The 21,537-nt window shown below is 36.5% G+C and carries 18 protein-coding genes and 1 pseudogene; 7 read left to right on the top strand and 12 right to left on the bottom strand.

The window, feature by feature from the left end; translation table 11 throughout:
- Nucleotides 1-53 precede the first annotated feature (53 nt).
- Nucleotides 54-875, bottom strand: coding sequence for a hypothetical protein (locus GQR87_RS17795; RefSeq protein WP_233267310.1), 822 nt, complete (start codon nt 873-875; stop codon nt 54-56).
- A gap of 43 nt (nt 876-918) precedes the next feature.
- Nucleotides 919-2,070, bottom strand: a complete 1,152-nt coding sequence (locus GQR87_RS17800; protein WP_233267311.1) for a glycosyltransferase family 4 protein — start codon at nt 2,068-2,070, stop codon at nt 919-921.
- 324 nt (nt 2,071-2,394) lie between these two features.
- On the opposite strand from GQR87_RS17800, the gene GQR87_RS17805 reads away from it, so the two are divergent.
- The 3 genes from GQR87_RS17805 to GQR87_RS17815 are packed head-to-tail and all read left to right on the top strand — an operon-like array spanning nt 2,395 to nt 5,306.
- Nucleotides 2,395-3,603, top strand: coding sequence for a TIGR03087 family PEP-CTERM/XrtA system glycosyltransferase (locus GQR87_RS17805; protein ID WP_158971678.1), 1,209 nt, complete (start codon nt 2,395-2,397; stop codon nt 3,601-3,603).
- A gap of 26 nt (nt 3,604-3,629) precedes the next feature.
- Nucleotides 3,630-4,214 (top strand): acyltransferase, encoded by a 585-nt coding sequence (locus GQR87_RS17810; RefSeq protein WP_158971680.1) that lies wholly within the window; start codon nt 3,630-3,632, stop codon nt 4,212-4,214.
- Between the two features lie 12 nt (nt 4,215-4,226).
- Nucleotides 4,227-5,306 carry a right-handed parallel beta-helix repeat-containing protein gene (locus tag GQR87_RS17815; protein WP_158971682.1) on the top strand — a complete coding sequence of 360 codons (1,080 nt, stop codon included), beginning with the start codon at nt 4,227-4,229 and terminating at the stop codon, nt 5,304-5,306.
- A 55-nt stretch (nt 5,307-5,361) separates the two neighbouring features.
- On the opposite strand, the gene GQR87_RS22440 is transcribed toward GQR87_RS17815, so the two are convergent.
- From GQR87_RS22440 to GQR87_RS17835, 6 genes are all read right to left on the bottom strand, one after another.
- Nucleotides 5,362-5,661: an FkbM family methyltransferase gene (locus GQR87_RS22440; protein WP_233267312.1), complete on the bottom strand. Its 300-nt coding sequence runs from the start codon at nt 5,659-5,661 to the stop codon at nt 5,362-5,364.
- Between the two features lie 60 nt (nt 5,662-5,721).
- Nucleotides 5,722-5,988 carry an FkbM family methyltransferase gene (locus tag GQR87_RS22445; RefSeq protein WP_370459645.1) on the bottom strand — a complete coding sequence of 89 codons (267 nt, stop codon included), beginning with the start codon at nt 5,986-5,988 and terminating at the stop codon, nt 5,722-5,724.
- A complete protein-coding gene (locus GQR87_RS22450; RefSeq protein ID WP_233267313.1) occupies nt 5,976-6,155 on the bottom strand; it encodes a hypothetical protein in 180 nt (59 codons plus the stop codon). The genes GQR87_RS22445 and GQR87_RS22450 overlap by 13 nt, the downstream gene beginning before the upstream one ends.
- 86 nt (nt 6,156-6,241) lie before the next feature.
- The gene (gene xrtA / locus GQR87_RS17825) at nt 6,242-7,735 is read right to left on the bottom strand and encodes an exosortase A (protein ID WP_158971684.1); all 1,494 of its coding nucleotides are present in this window, start codon (nt 7,733-7,735) and stop codon (nt 6,242-6,244) included.
- A gap of 22 nt (nt 7,736-7,757) precedes the next feature.
- Nucleotides 7,758-8,600: an XrtA system polysaccharide deacetylase gene (locus GQR87_RS17830; RefSeq protein ID WP_158971686.1), complete on the bottom strand. Its 843-nt coding sequence runs from the start codon at nt 8,598-8,600 to the stop codon at nt 7,758-7,760.
- A gap of 3 nt (nt 8,601-8,603) precedes the next feature.
- Complete coding sequence (locus GQR87_RS17835) at nt 8,604-10,022, bottom strand: TIGR03013 family XrtA/PEP-CTERM system glycosyltransferase (protein WP_158971688.1); 1,419 nt, start codon at nt 10,020-10,022, stop codon at nt 8,604-8,606.
- Nucleotides 10,023-10,185: 163 nt separating this feature from the next.
- On the opposite strand from GQR87_RS17835, the gene GQR87_RS17840 reads away from it, so the two are divergent.
- The 4 genes and pseudogenes from GQR87_RS17840 to GQR87_RS17855 all read left to right on the top strand — a co-directional run bounded on the left by GQR87_RS17840 (nt 10,186) and on the right by GQR87_RS17855 (nt 14,981).
- Nucleotides 10,186-10,821: an XrtA/PEP-CTERM system exopolysaccharide export protein gene (locus GQR87_RS17840; RefSeq protein ID WP_158971690.1), complete on the top strand. Its 636-nt coding sequence runs from the start codon at nt 10,186-10,188 to the stop codon at nt 10,819-10,821.
- Between the two features lie 27 nt (nt 10,822-10,848).
- The gene (locus GQR87_RS17845; RefSeq protein WP_158971692.1) at nt 10,849-12,429 is read left to right on the top strand and encodes an XrtA system polysaccharide chain length determinant; all 1,581 of its coding nucleotides are present in this window, start codon (nt 10,849-10,851) and stop codon (nt 12,427-12,429) included.
- A pseudogene (locus tag GQR87_RS17850) lies at nt 12,426-13,365 on the top strand (XrtA-associated tyrosine autokinase). Before GQR87_RS17845 ends, GQR87_RS17850 begins: the two are co-directional and overlap by 4 nt.
- Complete coding sequence (locus tag GQR87_RS17855) at nt 13,365-14,981, top strand: hypothetical protein (RefSeq protein WP_158971694.1); 1,617 nt, start codon at nt 13,365-13,367, stop codon at nt 14,979-14,981. Before GQR87_RS17850 ends, GQR87_RS17855 begins: the two are co-directional and overlap by 1 nt.
- A gap of 15 nt (nt 14,982-14,996) precedes the next feature.
- Here GQR87_RS17855 and GQR87_RS17860 read toward each other — a convergent pair whose 3' ends face one another.
- Genes GQR87_RS17860 through GQR87_RS17875 form a run of 4 tightly spaced genes read right to left on the bottom strand, consistent with a single transcriptional unit; the run spans nt 14,997 to nt 21,469 of the window.
- Entirely contained in the window at nt 14,997-15,881 is an 885-nt protein-coding gene (locus GQR87_RS17860; protein ID WP_158971696.1) for a Wadjet anti-phage system protein JetD domain-containing protein, read from the bottom strand.
- Between the two features lie 7 nt (nt 15,882-15,888).
- Nucleotides 15,889-17,163, bottom strand: a complete 1,275-nt coding sequence (locus tag GQR87_RS17865) for a hypothetical protein (protein WP_158971698.1) — start codon at nt 17,161-17,163, stop codon at nt 15,889-15,891.
- Nucleotides 17,160-17,783, bottom strand: a complete 624-nt coding sequence (locus GQR87_RS17870) for a hypothetical protein (RefSeq protein WP_158971700.1) — start codon at nt 17,781-17,783, stop codon at nt 17,160-17,162. Before GQR87_RS17870 ends, GQR87_RS17865 begins: the two co-directional genes overlap by 4 nt.
- Nucleotides 17,780-21,469, bottom strand: coding sequence for an ATP-binding protein (locus GQR87_RS17875; RefSeq protein ID WP_158971702.1), 3,690 nt, complete (start codon nt 21,467-21,469; stop codon nt 17,780-17,782). Before GQR87_RS17875 ends, GQR87_RS17870 begins: the two co-directional genes overlap by 4 nt.
- Between the last annotated feature and the right edge of the window lie 68 nt (nt 21,470-21,537).

Below are 21,537 nucleotides of genomic sequence, written 5' to 3' on the forward strand. Positions count from 1 at the left end.
AAAAAGTAATCAGGCTCTAGCGCCTTAGAAGGGCTTAGTGCAATTAGCGAAAGCTATATTGTGCTTTCCTTAGTAGCGTTTTTTCTTATTATCCACAAAGAGAAAACTATCATGATGAACGGCAGTGGCCACTTCAGCCAATAGACGATCTTTTCGAAGTAATACTTTTTGGTAATAAAATGTTTGACACCGTTCCAACTAGCAAATTCTTGTCGATATGCATTTTGAAAAAAGACAAAATCCCAACTTTTGTAACCTGCATCCAAATATAATTTAGCTGTGTCATCAACGTTTTTTACCATTTCATCTACTGAGTATGGGATTACCACACCAAAATCTGCATCCAAAATATATTCGTCATCATTTTTGAAATGGGCTACCACCACCACATGCCCAGGAAAGGTGAGTATTTGATTGCGAATATTTTGTTTATCTAATAGTTGTGAAAGGATCATAGATGCATCACCACAAATACCAATCCCTCGCTTTAAACTGCGTTCATAATTAGCAAAATGATAACGTTCAAATTCAGGAATACCGGAAAACTTTCCCATAAAATATAAGAAATAATTTTCCCAAATGGGTATCAGTTGATTAAATTGATCTGCTGGAAATTTTAACCATGAAACATGGGAAACCCCTTGGGAAATAACCTGGGTGACTCTTTTTGCATATTCAAGATCCGTCTCATTCGCCTTTTTAATCACCTCTGTTACCGATTTTTCAAAGGGTAAGGGTTGATCATTTGGAAATCGTAAGTACTCGTTATCAAAATTGTCTACACGAATATTTTGAGTCAATCCATACAGATTGACCAGCGTAAGAAATATCCCTAAGACTAGTAATCCCTGAAAAAATAATTTGATGGCTTTCACCTAATTCACAACCTCTTGTTGATTATCTAAAAAAAACCACATATCAAAACTGAGCAAACAATTCTTTGGCTTTTATCACCAAAGCTTTCCAATCCAAAGATTCTACAACATGCACTCGGCCTCTTTTACCCATGGCCAGTAGTTTTGACTCGTCAACTAATAATCTTGAAACAGATTCGGCAATAAAAGACGTTTGGGTGGCATCTACAATCACTCCTGTTTCACCAATTAACATGGTTTCTTTAGTGCCACCTGAATCTCCAGCTATAACCGCTTTACCACAAGATTGCGCTTCCACTAAGACCATACCAAAACCTTCAATATCATTATCAATAGTACGGTTAGGCAAAATGAATAAATCACACTGTTGGTAACAAGCCAGCATATCCTTGTCCGATATCTCAGAAAAAAACTGTACATGTTGTTGTAGATTTAATTCTTCAACTAATTTGACTAACTCTTCTTTTTGCTCCCCACCACCAATAATTGCATAGTGGAAGTTAGAAATTTTAGTTAAGATTTCAGGCACAGCTTTGATCATCATATCTTGCCCCTTACGGGCTTGCAGGCGACCGACTGTCAGTGCCACCTTCTTCCCTGTCCAGCCAAGAGAAGCCAAAACTGTTTCATCTTTATTATTCGGCACAAAGACTTCGCTATCAACCCCTGGGTGAAGAACAACTGTTTTTGCCGCTGCTTTTTCACCAAACTTAGCCACTATATTGGCACTATTTTGGCTGTTACAAATAATCTTTTTTGCACGCTTAATGACTTGCCCACAAATAAAATATTGCTCTCTGCTACTTTGCGCAGTTTCTAAGTCTTCACCATGCACATAACAAGCATATGGAATTCCGGTAAATATATTCAGCAACCAAGCGATCACCCCTTCAGGTAAGACCCTGCCACAATGTAATTGAGTAATTTTATTTTGTTTTATGAATGTACGTATACGCCAAGCACTTTTGATATAGAACTTCAGTCCAATAAGACTTACGAATCCCCATTCTGTAGATGTTAGGTTATCGCGATCTATTTTAATTGACGCCTGAGTATCAAATTCACTAGAGGACGGATCATTACCAGCCAATATTTGATATTGCCCTTCCGGTAATCGAGAGTACAGCTCCCAGAACCAACGGCCACTGCCACCTGATTTTGGCGGAAAATTTTCAGTAATTAATAATGTTTTCACAATACTTCCAATAAGATTAATCAATCATCGATTACATTTCACGATGCACTAAAAAATAAACAACAACCTATACACTATTGCAACAATAAAACAGCGAAACATCAATGTATTAACTGATAATTAAAAATAAATATTTATAGAACTAAACCATCGTGTCTATACTGAATGGCTTACTCACCAGCTAGAGAGTTAAATCAACCTCTCTGACCAAAAAACAATACTATTCATTCTACCTCTATTTCCTATATCCTTAGAGAAATAACTTTGATTACAAAGAAGAACCAGTTATTTTTCTTCAAGACAAAACAGGTTACCTAAACAATAATGCATATTTTGATACTGGCACAACGAGTGCCTTTTCCACCAAATAAAGGTGAAAAATTAAGAACATTTCATCAGCTTGAATATTTGAACCGCCAAGGTTTTACTATTAGCTTAATGGCGCCTTATGAAGATGAGAATGAGCTTGTATATTTTGATCAGCTTAAAAAGCAGTATTGTGAACATGTTACTACCTATAAACTTAATCCAAAATTTTTATCTCTGCCTGTGGGATTTATAAAAAACCAACCTTTAAGTGTGGCTAATTTCTACCACAAGGCTCTTCAAAATAAACTTGACGCGCTTATTAGTGAGATAACTTTTGACACAATTTTGTGTTCAGCTTCTAGTCTTGCTGAGTATGTATTTTGCAGCAGTTCATTAAGTAAACTTAAGAAAAAACCTCGATTAATCATGGACTTTATGGATTTAGATTCTGATAAGTGGCGACAATACGCTGAAAAAAGCAGTTTTCCTATGTCTTATATTTATTCTAGGGAACAAAAGTTACTTAGCCAATTTGAGAAGAAAATTGCCGATACCTTTGATGATTGCTTTTTTATTACTCAAGCAGAAATTGATTTATTCAAGCAAGTACATTCCGGATTAAATAATATTCATGCCATAGAAAATGGTCTAGATCGCACTATGTTTTTTCCACCGGAAAACAATAGACAGGTTAACCAACCTATTTTCCTATTTGCAGGTGTGATGGATTATCCACCTAATATTGATGCTGTGACTTGGTTTGTTTCCAATATATGGCAAGACATACTAAAAGCTTGGCCAGAGGCAAAATTTTTTATTGCAGGGATGAATCCTACAGAAAAAATACAACAGTTAACAAAACATAAAGGTATAGAAGTAACTGGTTTTGTAGAAGACATAAAGCCCTACTTCGACCAAGCCAATATATTCGTCGCCCCTTTTAGAATTGCCCGTGGTGTCCAAAATAAAATTCTACAAGCTTTTGCTTGCGGACTACCTGTTGTTGCAACGTCAATGGGTGCAGAGGGAGTCCGTTACCATGCTGATGAGGATATTCTGTTAGCAGATACACCTAGAGAATATATAGAAAAAATATCTTTGTTAATGAGAGACAAAGAGCTTTACGATAAGTTAAGTAAAAACGCCTTAGACAACATCAAAAATAACTATAGTTGGGACAGTAAACTCGCTCCTTTAAAACGACTTGTCGCCCCAGCCAATTAGATACAATCTGATAGAATATAGAGAACATGAAAAACTTAATAAAATTATCAATTAGGATACTGTTTACTGTCATTATTATGCCTTTATACATTTTCTATTTTCTATCAACCGTTATAGGAAACAAGGATGATGTATTCAGATCTTTTTCACAATTTTTCAGTCTGATTCCAGGTAAGTTAGGCGTTTATAGTCGTTCTGCTTTTTTCCAGCTCACTATGACACACTGTGATCTAGATTTAGTTGTTAGTTTTGGTGTTTTATTTTCACAACAAGATACTGAATTGTATTCTGGTTGTTATATCGGCCCGCAAAGTAACATTGGTATGTGCCGCATAGAGACTAACTGCCTATTAGGTAGTGGAGTACATGTCATGAGTGGTAAAGGTCAACATAATTTTGATGACCTAGATAAACCCTTAAGAGAGCAAGGTGGCACCTTTAGCAAAGTCATAATAGGTGAAGATACCTGGATAGGAAATGGTGCCCTAATAATGGCAAATGTCGGAAAAAAATGTATTGTCGCTGCTGGCAGCGTTGTTGTCCATGATATCCCCGACTACTCAATCATCGCTGGAAATCCGGCTAAAATCATCAAAACACGTCACAACTAGAAGTAGATATTTATGAAATCATTCAAACATTCGCTAAAACATATATGCCTCTGTTTATTCTTAGTTTTACCTAACATAACCTTTGCCCATGTATTACCGGCACAACAAGAAATTGTTGTGCAAAACGAACATGAGTTATCTAAAGCTCTAAAAATAGCCAATAATCAAGGCCACACTAAAATAATGTTGCGTGATGGAAAATACCAACTAAACAATACTATTAATATAATTTCGCCATACGTTACATTAACCTCACTATCTGCAGACCCAAACAAAGTCCAAATTATTGGCACTGGGATGCGTGCAACAAAAAGGGTAAATAATATTCTAAGAGTTGCTGCGCCACATTTTGTTTTAGATGGCCTGACTTTACAGGAAAGTGGTAACCATTTAATTCAAATTGCCGGTGAACAAAACGCCGATTTCCCAACACTTAAAAACTGTATTTTAAAAGATGCCTATGAACAAATGGTAAAAGTAAGCTACAACCGAAACACAGGTATTGCTAGCGATTTTGGCACAATCGAAAACTGTCTTTTTGAATACACAAAAGGTATTGGTCCTCAATATTACATTGGCGGAATAGACGTACACGGAGGCCAAGACTGGCTGGTTCAAAACAATACATTTATTGCTATTGCCAGCCCAGAAAAAAAAATAGCAGAACATGCTATTCATTTTTGGAACAATACGCAAAATATTACGGTAAAAGGCAATACCATAATAAACTGCGACAGAGGTATAGGCTTTGGCATGCCCAATAGGCCTAATTATGGTGGGCTAATTAGCGATAATTTAATTATACATGCTAATAATAACCACCCTAATGCAGATACAGGTATTGGCTTAGAAGAAAGCCAAGGAACCGTAGTTAAGGGTAACAGAATCTTTTTAGCTCAAGCTTACCCAAATGCTATCGAATATCGTTTTAAACAGACTACGAATGTAACAATAATCGATAATCAAGTGAATAAGTTCATTACTAGTCGTAATGGAGGTTCTGCAAGCCTAAAATCAAATAAAGTAGTGACCGATTTATCAGAGATGTTGAGTTACCAAGAATTAAAAAAATGGCAAAACTATTTACGCTGAGCTATTCGTCTGTAGTCATAATATTAATTATTTCTAAATAAATACTGATAACTGCTCAATCTAAAATGGCAATTACATCATATTGTTTCATGGGGAATTGATTAAAAAAATCATCATTCCTGTCAATTTTGCAATTACCAAGTATTGGTACAATCCACTTTACAGGACGGATTGATTCTAAAGCGGTAAATAATTGCTCAGTGGTGGTACTTGTTGCGGTTAATACCTCGGGATGTATCTCCAATAATATCACCAAAGATCTGGCATCTTTAATCAACTTTTGGGCCCCGTTAATTGCCTGAACTTCTTGTCCTTCAACATCAATTTTAATCACCACATCAGGACATATATTCACTTTGCTTAATACTAACCAATTGTCTAGTCACAACTTGAGTCGTACCTTCACAGCTAGTATCTATACTTCCTTCATGGTCGGTACTATACGTGTATTAGAGGCAGTGAATAACGCTTTACCATTAAAATCAGAAACCGCAGAGTACTGACATATAACTTCTTTAGGTAGACTTTTGAGATTTTCTGACAATAAAGTAAATGACTGCTTATTGGGTTCAAAAGCGATGACCTGTTTGACGTGATCACAATGTTTATCGGCAAGTGCGCTAACAGTTCCGATATCGGCACCTAAATCAAAAAATGTAACAGGTCGGCCTATTTCATTAATCTTCTAAAAAAAGGAATGAATTCATCGAGGTAATAATTATTCGCCCCTTTTTCTAACCAAAAGCACCACTCGTCAACTGGTACCAAAAAAGGTTTATTATTTATTTTATGGGTAATTAAACGATTGGCATAACGTTTACGAAACCATACACAGAAGCGATGTTTCACTGACCATTCGTTATTTTATAACTTCACTAAAACTAAATTAAGCCAAAATCTAAAACATCTCATCTTAAAGCTCAAATTGGGTATAATCAATTAAACTGAAAACTATTGGATAAGGGCTTAATTCTACCCAGTATTATTTCATTAAAGTACTTTTTATCCAATTCATAGTTCGCTTGCTCCGTTGCTATCGATAATGCAACCAAGCCACTACCAATATGTCTACCAAGTAGTATATTCAAGGTTTCGTAAAGTTTGGCCAACTTATTGTCGGTAAAGATCTTACCATCTACCACATACCAATGAACCAGTAACCTTTTGTTTCTAGAATTAACTAATGTTTCTAACAACAGCCCCTGATAATTTGTATCTTGTATTTTAGTTTTATATTCTAAAGTCCAATTCTTTTCACTGTAAAGCCTATTTAATGAGGATATCAGTTCACCTCTGCCTTTAGGATACCAAGCTATATATACATCTACAGGCTTAGTTGTCTCTGTAAGGTAACCTCTATACTCATCATAAGCAGCTTTAAAGTGTACATCCCAACCATGGGATGTGGCGTCCTCCATAGGCTCTGATAATAAATGAGTATTCAAAACAAGGTTATTTGCACTAGTATCTGGCTTATGCTGGCTAACAATATTAATAAACCAAATAGAGAAAACCAAAGATACGAAGGTAATCACTGAGGAGAATTTCCATATAAATTTAGTATTAACCAAACTTGAGACCTGGTTAGCAGGCTTAATATCAGGGACTGATTTTTCCCGAATAAACTCACCAATACCAATTAAACAAATAATCACTAATGAGAAGAATATCCAACCATAAATTAGGTGATCAGCTCCCACTGCATGCTCCATATTTGTCAGGTAGCCTGTCAGAATGATGCCATAAACTCTAATGGCATTAGCAACAATGGGAAATAGAATCGAAATAATCACAAACAGTAGCTTACGCTTCCAACTGAATAAATTTAAATAAGCATAAAGAGAACCTATGACCACGGATGCAATAAAAAAACTGATACCAGAACAAGCTTCAGCGACCAAAAAACGACCTTGAGGAATTTCAATATAAAGACCACTTCTATATATAGGCACCCCCGTTAGGTTCAATAAAGCAACCGACCAATCAGCTGTTATTTCTTGTAAAAAAGGAACAAACTCTTCGCCAAAGGGGATCGAAAATAAAATAAAACTTAGGGGAAATATTATTTGATAAGATATTTTATTGCCGAAATAGCACCATATAGATAAGGGTAAAAAGCAAAAGGTCGCGATATGCATAAATAATTGAATATCACCAGCCAAGCCTATGGCATAAAGTAATAATGTTCCAAAAATAAAAGGCAATAACCAGTAATTAGGCTTTACTAAGGAGGGATCTAGAAAATCACGTTTCAGGTAGATAAGAAAAAAAGAGCCAGGAATAACAAATAAACAATGATTAAAAATATCAGAGCCAATCCATATTTCTATTGCCGTAGTCAATCCAGACCAAAACACCGCAGCCCATAGAATGACGAGATAGACTAATCCCAGTAAGATGTGTTTATTTTGAAAAAAATGCGGCTTCACTGCTCACCTACTTCCTTTAATATCAATCAGCTGAAATATTGTATACGTCTCGCATTGTTCCCCAAGAAAAGTCTTGCAGAAGTTTTTCTAACTTGCCGTAGGTTTTAGATAAATTGACATAATGTCTGAATTTTGACTTAGCAGAAGCGCCAGTCATTCTGGGCTGATCTTGATCAATTTCCCAAGGATGAAAATAAAAAGAATAAGGCTGTTGTTCTTTCTTATGATAGCTATTAACCAAAAATTTAGTTAAAGAGTAAGGATAAAGTCGAAAATACCCACCGCCACCAATAGGAGTTTGACGCCCTAATATTCTATGGGTTGGAATAGGAATTTCAATAATGCCTTCCTTGCGCTTATAAGCAAATCTTGGCCAGTCTGGTGTTCCGTATAAATCATGCTTCACAGGGTAAGTACTAGAACTATATTTAAAACCTAAATCAGCTAATACTTGAAAAGCCCATTCATTGTCATAGCCAATTGAAAAACTAGGCGCTCGATAACCGGTTAATTGTTCACCAATTAAATCCTCTAAATGATCTTTAGAACGTTTTACATCTTGAAAAAACACTTCTGGAGTTTGTTCTGTTGCTCTTCTGTGGGCATATCCATGACTGGCAATTTCATGGCCTTGAGCATGGATTTCTTTAATTAACTCAGGGTAGCGTTCTGCCACCCAACCCAAAACAAAAAATGTAGATTTGACATCATATTGACTGAATAAATCTAATAAGCGTCGGGTATTAGCATCAACCCTAGGTTTAAATTCATGCCATTTATCTGGTGATATAACGGATTCAAAAGCAGACACATGAAAAAAATCTTCAACGTCGACTGTCATTGCGTTAAGCGCGCTAGTATCCAACAATTATCTCCCTTTACCGAACAACACAACTTCAACAGTTCTTATTAAAATAAGAATATCTAACATCAAACTTTGATGTTTAACGTAATACAAATCAAATTTAAGCTTTTCCATAGAGTCTTCAACACTGGCACCATATGGATAGTTGAGTTGAGCCCAGCCAGCTAAACCTGGCTTAACATTATGTCTTTGGTTGTAATACGGTATTTCTCTTATCAGTTGTTCAACAAATTGAGGGCGTTCTGGACGAGGACCAATAAACGACATTTCCCCTTTAAATACATTCAATAATTGAGGAAGTTCGTCAACACGATATTTACGAATAAAATGGCCGACCCGAGTTACACGGGAGTCGTTTGTCGTTGCCCATTTAGCGCCATCTTTCTCAGCATCTAATTTCATACTGCGGAATTTGATTATTTTGAACAATTTACCGTTCAAACCTACACGCTCTTGTTTATAAAACACCGAGGCGCCTTTAACTCTAACATCTTCAAAAAATATAATAGCCGCGGTAATTAACATCACTGGCCACATTATCAATAAAACTAAAGTGGCTAGGCAGCAGTTTATTGTGTAATCAAGGGCATCTCTAAGATAATTTTGTGAGCTAAAACCATTCGAATAAATGACCCAGCTTGGATACATTAGATTGACTACTATTTGTCCCGTTTCGCGCTCCATAAAATCAAGTAAATCCGTTACTTCAACACCGCGCAAACGACAATCAAATAATATCTCCACCGGTAAAGTGCCACGCCTTTGATCGCAAGCAATAACCACTTCATCAATATCATTATCTGTGATGAAATTTCTAAAGTTTTCATCAATTTTTACATGAATTAATTTTTCGTTTTGAATACCTTCTTCTCGATTATCGCCAGGAATGGGTACAAAACCTAATAGTTCAAACCCAAAACGATCCACTTCTCGACGCATTCTTTTTTCAATAATAGATGCACGTTCTCCAGCACCAATCACAATAATTTTGGATTGGCCTAAACCTAAAATACCCAAGCGGTTGACAAAATACCTGAAAATAGTCAGAGCTAAAATAGTCAAGGCCGCATAAACGGGCAAATAATATTGGCTAGTGTTGGGATTCGTTAAAAAGGTATTGGTCGCTACTTCTACAACAAAATAACTGATTGCCACACTGACAAAAATTCTGCGGATGATGCCCCTAAACGTTTCTCTTAATTTCGATTCATACAAGCCAACCGACAAAGCAGAAACTATCACAGCACCAGTAAAAATAGCGATTTCAGATATCAATTCTGCAAAGGGTATTGCTACAAAGGAAGCTCCTAATAAATATTTAACCAAAACTGAGGATATATAGCCTACATAACCAACAATTAGAGCTTCAAGAAGCATTAAAATATTTGAACGCCTAATTTCTTTTTTACTACCAAAGCTCATTCATCTCTCCAGCAAATAAACATATTAAGTAACCCATAATAAAATTTATTCATATAACCTATTCATTTTTTTCAATTTAATAATCATATTGTTGTTGTGCAGCAACTCTAAAACTTGTTACATTGAGCGCCTGTGAATTGAAACATATGGGACTGTAATTTACATGAAGACTAACAAAATAGCATTGTCAAATTTGATATTTTTTATATTTTTATCAATTGTTGGCTGTTCAAGTAACTCAGGGAAATTACCAACTGCAACAACTTATATTTCAGATACAACTTCGGTAAATAATTATGATTACCTTATAGGACCTGGGGATAGCTTATCTATTTTTGTTTGGCGTAATCCTGATATATCAGGTTCATTTATTGTCAGACCTGATGGAAAAGTGACGACCTCATTAGTTGAAGATATAGAAGTGTCAGGTAAAACTCCGACAAACTTAGCACGAGAAATAGAAGAAGAGTTAGGGAAATTTATTAATAACCCTAGAGTTACAGTCAGTGTGGGGGGGTTTAGAGGACCTCTTAGTGAACAAGTAAGAGTAATTGGTGAAGCAACCAATCCTAGTGCAATTAATTACACGGAAAAAATGACATTACTTGATTTAATGATCCAAGTCGGAGGTTTAACTGAATTTGCTGCTGGCAACAACGCCAAATTGGTTAGAATGGTCGATGGCAAACAAAAAACCTTTGAACTACAAATTGATGATTTAATTAAAGACGGTGATATAGAAGAAAATGTTGATATGTTACCTGGTGATATCATAATCATACCTGAAGCATGGTTTTAATAGTTAGAAAGAACGGATACTCAAATAATGCAGGATCTTCAAAAAACCCTTGAGATTTTAATAGGTTATATTAAAAGTGTATGGGTCAAAAAACGTTACATAATGATTTGCAGCTGGTTAATCTGTCCTGTGGGATTCGTTTACGTAGCATCTATGCCTGACGTCTACCAATCTTCAGCTAAAGTTTACGTAGATACTCGTTCGGTATTACAACCCTTGTTAAGAGGGCTCGCATTACAAACAGATCCAAGACAAGAAATTGCCATGATGGTAAAAACATTATTAAGCCGCCCTAATATAGAGATTATTGCTCGAGAGTCAGACCTAGATATTACCGCAACAACCCCTGAAGCTTACGAAAGTTTGATTAATAGTTTATCTAGGAATATTAATTTAAGGTCTGCTGGTAGAGACAATTTATATACCATATCTTACAGCCATAAAAATCCAGAAATGGCCAGAACTGTAGTGCAAGAAACACTAGATCTGTTTGTTGAGGGCACAAAAGGCAATAGTAGAAAAGACTCAGATTCTGCAAATCAATTTATTGATGAGCAAATAGGTGAATACGAGAGCAGATTATCTGCAGCTGAACAACGTGTTTCTAATTTTAAACGAAAATATGCAGATTTATTACCTAACCAAGGTACTTTTTATCAAAATTATTCTCAACTGGAATCACAGCTAGAGCAAATACGTTTAACTATAAAAGAAACCGAGCAACAAATATCAACCTTAACAGAACAAATTAGTTCTCAGAAAAGTAATGTTGATGGTTTTGCTGTTCGTCCATCTAATTCTCAATCCCCTTTGACAACACGCTATGACGACCGCATTACAAAACTAGAAGGCAATCTAGATGATTTAATGCTTAAGTATACTGAATTACACCCTGATGTAATTGAAGCAGTGAACCTTTTAGATTCTTTAAAGAAGGCGAGAGATAATGAAATTGAAGAATATTATGCCAGTGGTGAAGACGCTAATGGCAACGAACAAATCGGCTCTATTGCCAGTGAATTAAAACTTGAAGTTTCTCGACTTGAAAGTCAAATTTCTTCTTTGAAAGTAAGAGAAAGTAATTACTCAAATAAGATTGATACTTTAAAACAAAAAATAGATTTAGTCCCGCAGGTAGAAGCAGAAAGAACAGCACTTAACCGAGACTACGAAATCACCAAAAGAAAATATGAAGAATTGTTAACCAGAAAAGAACAGTCAGATTTAGCACAGAAGGCTGACGTATCAAATGAAAATGTACAATTCAAAGTCATCGAACCCCCCATATCTCCGCGAAATGCCTCGGGGCCTAATCGTTTATTAAATTATACTATAGTACTAGCTTTAGGCTTTGCTGCAGGGATCGGTATCGCATTCTTGATTAGCCAATTAAATCCTATTCTGATCAGGGCAAGTCAACTAACACTGATGACCGGCTACCCAGTACTTGGTTCTGTCAGTCACCTGAATAAAATTGAAATAAAAAAAATAAGTAGAAGGCATTTATTTATTTTTATTGTCTCTTCTTCATTAATTATAGGTTTATATGCTGCACTAGCCGCCGCTGAAATAATGAACATTAACGTTTATGCAAGGATTTTCTCATGAACTCGATCGAAAAAGCTCTACAAAAGAAGAACTTAGAGTCGGCTAAAAAGCCTAATACGAGAGAGGATACTATTGATAGGTCTACTGCAGACCATTCAACTATTGAAAAAGCACTAAATAACCAAGCTACAACATCAGAAAGCAAGGAGAACCAAAAAACAACTCATAGTAACTTTGTGAAAAGCCAAGATATTACTATCGACTTAGAGATGCTTGATAAAAAAGGCTTTGTATCTACAAGTACTCATCGTCAGCTAATTAATGAAGAATACAGAGCTATTAAACGTAAGCTTTTAGATAATGCATTTGGTCCACTGTCTAAATCTTTAAATAATAGTAATATTATTATGGTTACCAGCTCTCGTCCAGGTGAGGGTAAAACATTTACTGCAATTAACTTGGCATTGAGTATAGCGCTAGAACAAGATAAAACAGTACTCTTGGTTGATGCTGATGTATTAAGACCCAACGTCATGCGAACTTTGGAATTAAAAAATAAAGAAGGCTTGATGGAATACCTGCTTGGCGAAAAAGCAGATATTTCTGAGGTGATGAACAAAACAAATGTTGAGAACCTTAGAATCATTTGAGAACCTTAGAATCATTCCGGCAGGTAAGTCCCATCATCTATCTACAGAATTATTAGCCAGTGAAAAAATGTTCCAAGCAGTAGAGGAATTTGCCAATCGATACCCTGACAGGGTGGTTATAGTAGACACTCCACCATTATTAGGTATAAACGAAACAGCTATTTTAGCTAATCTAGCTGGTCAAGCATTAGTTGTAACTGAAGAATATAAAACTAAATTAGTTGATATTGAAAATGCAGTAAAACAACTTAATCCAGACATGGCAATCGGCTTCGTAGTCAATAAATCACAAAAAGCCAACTCAAACGGAACAGGTTATGGATATTATTACGCAGGTGCATCCTAGTGTCCCATATATCAAAAATAAACAAGCGTGACCTGGTTCTATTTACTAGCTGTTTTTCTTTATCTAGTTTAAGTTTTACTGCTCTTGCCGGCGATGTTGGATTTAATGCTAAAGTTAATTCAGTCGCTCATATATATGAAACAAAAAGAGGGGAGGAAGAATTTATCGATAACCAAGCATTGGTTATTACTCCTTCATTATTGTCTACCTATACAAGTAAAGGTTTTATCGCTTCTGCATTAGCTGAACATATTATCGTCGAGCAAGGAAGCGATATTGAAGGTGCGGATAAAAGCTACACTGAACTTCAGTACAATGGTACTTTAACTTTAATTCCAAATTCTATGTATATTGGATTTACAGGCAGCAGAAATTACCGTGTAGTTAACCAATTAGAAAGCGATTTTGGTGACAAAGTTTTGTCGCCAGGGGATCTAACGCAGTATCGAAGTAATGGTACAAATTTTAGTTTCTCGATCCCAAACCCTAAATATATAGGGTTTAGTTTACAAACATCCTATAACCAATCAAATTCTGAAGAGTCAATAGATGAAGGCTTAGGAATTGATACTCAAGGTACCAGTTCTTCTGTTTATATTTATCAAGGCAGAAAGGCTAGAGGATATAAGTTCAACCTTTCAGCACAAAACACTAGCTCTAAAAGGTCTCAGTTTAGTGATTTTAAATCAACTAATATTAATGGTAGCTTTGGCATAAGCCTAGTCGGGAATACTGATTTTGTATTAGTAGGAAGTATTGATGAATATGAAACAGATATTACAGATGGAGCCAGCACAGGAAGAAGAAATGATTTAGATTCTAATAGTTATGGTGCAGGGTTTGAGTGGAATCCTAGGGAAGGTAGACAATTAAAGTTATCCTACAATCAAATTGAAGAAGTCTCCGGGAATACAAGATATATAGGGCTAAATACAGATTGGAGTTTTTCAAGTAGAACTAAGTTAAGTTTAGACATAAGTAAAAAGTTTTATGGTGACGCTTATAGGTTCTCTCTATCACAAAATCTAAAAAATTTCAGAGTCGCTATAAATTATGATGAAAATGTAACCTCTTATGCTAATTTAGGCATCACTTCTACACCTCAATTATTTGTATGTAGTCTAGGAGCTACCGAGCTTGCTGATTGTTACCAACCAGACTCCACAGACTATGTATTAAAGGCAGGGGAAGAATTCCTTAATCTAAATCGATTAGAAGCGAACATCACAGAAGAAGTTTTTCTGCAAAAGTCAGGGAGTATAAATATTGGTTATGATAAACGAAAAATTAAAGCTTCTTTGAATGCTTCTTATGCTAAAACTGAGTATTTAGAATCCGATAGAGAATCTGCTAATAGAGGGGTAAATTTTAGTTTTTCCTATAAACTTGGTAAAAAAACGACCGCAGACCTAGGCGCAAGTTTAACTAGAAGAACCAACGTAGGTTCTGAAAAAGCAGACTTAACGAAATCATTTGAAACTTCTTTTAATCGTAATTTAAATCCAAACACTAGTTTAAATTTATCTGCGAAAATCGTGGACAGAGATTCAGAGAATTTAATACGAGATTTAACTGATAAGCGTATTACCCTTGGTATCGAATACATTTTCTTTTAGTACTCAACGAGCGACTCAAAAAATGGCTTTGTAAAGCGTCAACTGGGTGTTATACATCTTTTGTTGACGCAGCCCCGCCCTTTTTTCACTCATCATTCCTAGCAAGCTTCTCCAGCCTTGAGGGCACTCAAGTTTTAATCTTGCTAGATATTTATCTTGCTCTTCAGGATAGTGTTGTTTAATAAGGTGTTCTGACAACCAAGTACTGTCAGGTAATAATAAATGGCTATATCCCCCACTTATGGCGATTCGTAAACCTGCTAAATCAAAATCTCCAAAATATATCACAGCTTTATCTTTATATTTTTCACGCCATGTTTTAAGTAAGGTTTTGCAAGCTGTAGAGTGATATCTGTCGCCTCGATACACCACTAGCTCATTTGCTAGACCCGCATAAGCTGAAAATTTATACCAATCGTTAAAGCTATCTCGATTTTCAATCACCACTAAACTATCAAAATGGTCTAAGGGCAACTTTTCGAGATCCAGCTCCATATTAATTTGTGAAACAGAGTAAAGTTCTTGGGTTACTGAATTAAGTATAGATTTAGCGATAACAGCAGACAGAATAAAATGATGGGTAGGTTTTATCTTGGCTTGCTTTTCATTGGGATTGCGCTGTGCAGCGCTCTGATGATTGTCTTTACTGAAATTATCGAAAATGCTGGCAAACTTATCTTCTACTAAGATTTGATTAATATCAGCTATATATTGCCTATCAAACTGGTAGCTCTTGTTTGCCTTAAGCCATTGTCCAGGCTTAAATTCCAAGTCCTCACACCAAATTAAAATTTCTGTTAACGCAGCGCTTGGTTTAACCACCGAACAGGGATCAGCCAGTAACTTCTCGTACTGGCTGGCAAGTAAACTTTTAGCCCGTAAACTAAGATCATCAAGCATAACTTAACTATCCAACAGCTTGGAAATCACCAAAAAATCTCATCCCTACTTTTACATCTTTAATAATATGTAATTGATTAAATCGGCTATGTTGTGCGCTGTCCTTTTCTAGCATAAAACTTTGTTTATTCTGTTGTGGCAAACCTTCGTATTCGGCTACTATTTGGAACAACCAGATTTCTGGATCCCAAGTTAGCTCTTGTTCTGCTAAATAATCCACACCACTTATGGCTTCTGTACCATCTATCACTTGAATAAAGAAATCTTCTACATCTTTAGCTAATTGCTTTTGCTCGGTTGCCACTAAATTTTGTAGAGTGACGGCAAAGCCATCCGTTTGTGTTTCTGAATGAGAATCTGCTTCTTCATCTCGCGGAATAGCCCGTGCAAGCTCTGCTAGTGCATAACTATCCTGTGATCTATCTAAAGCAATAAAAGCCTTTGAGTGAAGCCCATGGGCTTGATTTATCACCTTGGGGACTTGACTACGATTCGCGTAATCTCCAATTTGGAAGTTTGGATGTTGCCGCAAGAAAGCACTCATTCGATTAATCAGCAAAGCCCTGTCTTGTTGATGACGAAAACGAGCCATTAATAATACTAAACGTTTTTGTACCTCTAATAAGGAACCAGAATGTTCCGAAATACGCGCCTGTAATTGACTGACTAATAATTTACGTAATGTGCCATCACTGCCAGCTAATTGAATAAGATCATCAAAATTAATAATTTTGAAACCATCCAATATTCGTCTTAACTGTCTTTGTGCTAATTCAATTTCTAAAATTTTGTCATCTAAACTGCTGACAAAGCCAAACTCAGTATTCAATCTATGCCAAAGACTTTCAATGGCATCACCAAACTGCCCAGTCATATCGTGCACCCGCTCAGTTAATAGTTGAATATGGTGTTCACTGGCTGCGTAATCCCCTTTTTGCCTTGCGGCTTGTAACGATTGCACACGTGTATGGATTTGATCTAGGTGTTCACCCACATCTGAGTTTATTTGCCGTTTTCGTTCGTCTTGCGTCAAGCTGGCTATAAGTTCATTAACAATCGGTTTTAATGTTAAAGACTCTTGCTCATCTGGATAAAATAAAACCCGACTGTCTATTAATTTTTGTAACGCTTGGGGCGAAAATACAGACTCTTCAATATGGCCTTGCAAATAGCCCTGCATCAGCGGCTCTGCATGTTTACCAATCAACTCTAAACGTTCTTTGCCTAAAGCAAACAAGGGATTACTCTGCACAGTGCTTTTTGCTGGAGTAGACTGACTCAAAACATAGCCTCTTGTTCCGGAATATCATCATCAATTGGCAAGTTTTCTTCATCTTTAATAAAACGAACTAACTCAATCAATTGCTCAACTTTGCCAGTGACGATATAAAAAAGCCTATCTTTGTGCGGTTGATGTAAATACCCCAACTCTTTGATACGTTTGAAAACCTGTTTGATCTGCATATCAGGCTTATCACTACTAGACTTAAATAACTTATCATTGGCAAGGTGCGCCAAACGTTGAATAAGCGATTGGTTATCCACCACTTTAGATTCAAAGTCTTGTAACTTAATAGTATCTCCAGCACTTAAGGCACCATCTCGGCCTAAGGCTTCTTGCACCATTTGCATCCATTCCAACATAGGTAATAGCGATTGGATGGTGCTAGCAAACTGTTGACTCAGGTGATGACGGGCATCTTGTGTTAAATCACAATATGCTAGGAAATATACTGAACCATCATCATTTTTAGCCACACGCCTATTTAAAGGCCTTAAAAAGTGATTTAAATCTTCTACCAATGATTCATTTTGTAATTTATGAAAGCTATGTTCGTCTGTCACCGCACATATATATTCACCTTCCAGTAAACGCTCTAATAATGGGCCATTTTCGATCATGCGCTGACCTCCTGAGTTTCACTTTTTGAGGTTTTATTTTGTTGTAGACGTTCAGCTATTCTGCTTAACTTAGGTTCTATTTTTTCTAACCTTTGTTTTTGTTTATCAATAAGATATCTATGTTTGAACAGCATTAATACATCTGATTCAGGATTCGGAAACGCCCCAAGGATATTAATATGATTGGCATCACAGGCTTTAAACAATTTTTCAACGTTATGATAAGCCAGTGTACCAATTTCATCGATTGGCCAATGAATATTGATGTTTGCTTGATTACGTAATAAACGGGTAAAGGCCAATAAAAACTTACACAAAATCAAATAAGCCATACCATGACTCGACGATTCCAATAACTGTCGATCATTTTTTATCACTAAGTCCGAGCCACCTTCGTTTAGGTGTAACTCTAAACGTAACAAAGATTCAATACTGTAGTTGGCATCATTAGGTAACACCTCAACTACATCGGCTAACGTATCTAGATATGCTTCACTAGGCAGAAACGCATCAGAGGTATTCCATTTATTATATTGCTGGGCAAACCGTTTCAACGGTGTCCAAAAATTCAGTTCATCTACTGTTGAAATGATTTTCACTTCTGAACGCGCAATCCCATCCAAAGTTAAATCATCTGAGACTTCATCAGTCAGGCGTTTACTTTGTTGCGATATTTTACGATTAATGTCGCTAAATACTGTGAAGAACTTGTTTAAATCCCCTCCTATGGTTTCACCTTGTTCGACAATTTGTCGTTGGCGTGACTCTAAAATACTGAGTAAACGTTGCAAAATGGGCAAACGCTCACGAACATTAGCTTCTTCATCTAACACGCTAAAGGCTTGCAACATAGTATCAAGAAAGTCTTTGCCGGCATCTTTACCTAAGTTAGCTTCAAACTCTGTCAGTGATTCTTTGAGTTTTTTCTCACCACGACTGCGACTTTCTAAAGCTTCGGTACAACGATTAATACGTTCGGACTGGTCGCCCAAATTAATACTTGGCTGCTCCGAAGGTGTAAACGAAAATATAATGTGTACAAGTTGGCGTACCATAGGTTCAATTTCAGTGATTAAACTGGCAAAGCCTGACAAACTTTTCTCCACCGCCGATAACTGCTGAGCTAAGTCATTACGTTTAGTTTGGTATTGGCTACGTAAATTAGTCTGTTGTTGCTCAAACTGCTGAGCCAATGCTTTTAGTTCGGCTTCTTGTTCCAGTAATTCAGGACGCTGCTTTAGCCAATCAGTCTGCATAAAGGTCTTATATTCATTTAGTTCATCACGTCTGACTGTAATGGCCTGAATAAGGTTCTTTAAAGCTTCAATTTGTTGTTTCAAGTCCCGTAAAGTATTGGGATCGATATCTTTATTGGCTAATTCTTGGTTAAACGCATCTTCCAATTGTTTTATTTGCTGACGATTTTGCTCACGTTTTTGTTCAACTTGCAGATCTAATTCTTCAATTTGTTCTTCTAGTACCGCTAGTTCACCTTGCCAACCAGTTTTGAATTCAAGTAGTTGTTCTTCAAAATCTGATTTCAACAAATCAATGGCATGACGCTTTTGCGATAATACCAATTGTTTTTCATCCAAAAACTGTTGCAGTGCTTGTTGAGCTTGTTTTTTTCGACTTTCTAAAGCCACTTTTAATTCATCAGCAAAGCGTTGTTTCGCACTTTGTGCATAACTCACTTCTTGTTCAGCTTGTTCAAAAGCCCTGTTTTTTTCAGCTAAAAGATCTCTATGCAATTCGGCTTCTTGATGACATTGATCGAGTTCAGCCTCAGCTTGTTTTTGTTGTTTTTCAGCCGCAACTAAATGTTTTTTGGCTTGTTCCAATGACAAGGCTAAAGCCGTTTCATCTTGGGCATAATCAGGGGCATCTATTACCGATAAATTAACTTGCACACCCAAAAAGCTATTTTCAGCTTGTTCAGTTAAATCAGTTATCAATTTAGGCGTTAGGTGTTTTTCATCCAGTAATGGTGCATGGATCAACTTACCTATATTTTGTTCCCAACCCGGCTTATTGTCTCGTAAAAACTGTCTTAAACTATCTTGCTCTGGAGATTGCTGCTTAAGTAGTTGCTGTAAACGCTCTTTAGCTTGGCGCGCACTTTGTCGTGCACTATGTAATACTTTATCCGCTTCTTCACGTTTATTTCTTAGTTGTTGAAAAGTATTCTGTGACTGATTTTTAGCCGCTGAACTTTGTTGCCATGCTCGTTGTGCCAACTCAATACGTTTGTCGGCTAATGCCCCATTTTCTAATTCTTGTTCTGTAGGTGATGCCTGTTTGGCTTGATGCTCTTGACGCATAATACTGCGTTCAAGCTCTAACAATTGTTGGTCAAACTCTTGAGATTGCTGTTCTTTACGTTGCTCAAACTGCCCCCGTAGATCAGTCTCTTTTTCATTTTGAGCCTTACGAATCGCTTCTTTTTCTTGGCTTATACCTTTCGTCTTTGCCTGATTTTTACGAGACAAACGTTCTAAAGATTCTGACAACTTGAATTTTTGTTGTTCCAGCTGGCTCTGTAAGTCTTTATGTTGCTCAATCAATAAATTGTATTGTTCAAGTTTTTGCTCATATTCTTCACGTTTAAGGGGCAAAGCATCCATATCTTTTTGCAACTGATCAATATCTGAATCCTGATATTTTTCATATTGTTGTTGAATATGATCTAAGCGTGATGATTTTGCTTTTAGGTTTTCAGACGTTTCACTGATCCGACTATTTAACAGACCTTCAGCCTGTTCAAAAGATTCTTTATCAGTATTTTGTTGATGTTTAATTTGATTACGTTGTTCTTGAGCATCAGCCTTGGCAGTGGTTAAAGTTTGTAGGTCTTTTTCTAATACTGGCTTAAGTTGCAACAACTGACTTTCGATAGTATTTAATTGTTCGGTTTGCTGCTGAATTTTTTGATATTCGTTTTGCATGCTTTGCAAACGCATAGTCTGGCGCATCTGAGTGATCCACTCCCGCGCTTTAGTATTTTTCACTGTTGTTGTCGGCTGCACTAGACCGTCTTCTTCAAATATAGCTGCAAGCATAGTACGTAAGGTGTCCATTTTACCTTCTTTGGCATGCACCGCACTGACCAGTTTTTCCATATGGCGAATTCTGTGCTGGCTCGACACCAAACTAAAACGACTGGCTAATTGCCTAAGCTTAGTATTTTCTCTACCTGCGCCTCTTCCCACACTGGCATCATTTTGAATGATGCTGCGAAATTCGCTAGTCGCTTGGATCTTATGGGAAAAATCGACACCTAATTGCCTCAACTGTTTAATCCAGTGCTCGGGTAACATAGCTTGTACATTACCTTCTTCAGTATCTACTAAGATTTGCTCTTGATGGTAGGCTGCTTCAACAAAACGATACTGTACGCCATCACTGCCCTTACGAGTTAATACCACTTGACAGACTTGGCCGTCTTCTCGGGTATATTCGTAAATCAGGTAACTATTTGCATGAGGCAAGTAAAAATCATCAAACTTCTTGCGGGTTTTAGGTACCACTTTACTGGGTAACTCACCATAAAAAACAGGGATCAAACGTTGCAGAGTTGTTTTACCTGAAGCATTGGTTCCACAAATATTACTGTGACCAGATACATCCAGTTCGACAAAACCAGGAAGATGACAATTTATTAGTATAATACGGTGTAACCCAGGCATAGATGTCCTTTATTCGAGGGAGTAACATGTAAAAATCTCAGCCTGCAATTTTACCTAGAAAAACTAAT

It is taken from the genome of Paraglaciecola sp. L3A3 (assembly GCF_009796765.1).
Lineage (GTDB): Bacteria > Pseudomonadota > Gammaproteobacteria > Enterobacterales > Alteromonadaceae > Paraglaciecola.

Bases quoted from the DNA above. Each gene is read 5' to 3' on its own strand.
- GQR87_RS17845 (WP_158971692.1), top strand. From the start codon at position 10,849: ATGCAGGATCTTCAAAAAACCCTTGAGATTTTAATAGGTTATATTAAA.
- GQR87_RS17840 (WP_158971690.1), top strand. From the start codon at position 10,186: ATGAAGACTAACAAAATAGCATTGTCAAATTTGATATTTTTTATATTT.
- GQR87_RS17815 (WP_158971682.1), top strand. From the start codon at position 4,227: ATGAAATCATTCAAACATTCGCTAAAACATATATGCCTCTGTTTATTC.
- GQR87_RS17875 (WP_158971702.1), bottom strand. From the start codon at position 21,469: ATGCCTGGGTTACACCGTATTATACTAATAAATTGTCATCTTCCTGGT.
- GQR87_RS17870 (WP_158971700.1), bottom strand. From the start codon at position 17,783: ATGATCGAAAATGGCCCATTATTAGAGCGTTTACTGGAAGGTGAATAT.
- GQR87_RS17835 (WP_158971688.1), bottom strand. From the start codon at position 10,022: ATGAGCTTTGGTAGTAAAAAAGAAATTAGGCGTTCAAATATTTTAATG.
- GQR87_RS17805 (WP_158971678.1), top strand. From the start codon at position 2,395: ATGCATATTTTGATACTGGCACAACGAGTGCCTTTTCCACCAAATAAA.
- GQR87_RS17810 (WP_158971680.1), top strand. From the start codon at position 3,630: ATGAAAAACTTAATAAAATTATCAATTAGGATACTGTTTACTGTCATT.
- GQR87_RS17860 (WP_158971696.1), bottom strand. From the start codon at position 15,881: ATGCTTGATGATCTTAGTTTACGGGCTAAAAGTTTACTTGCCAGCCAG.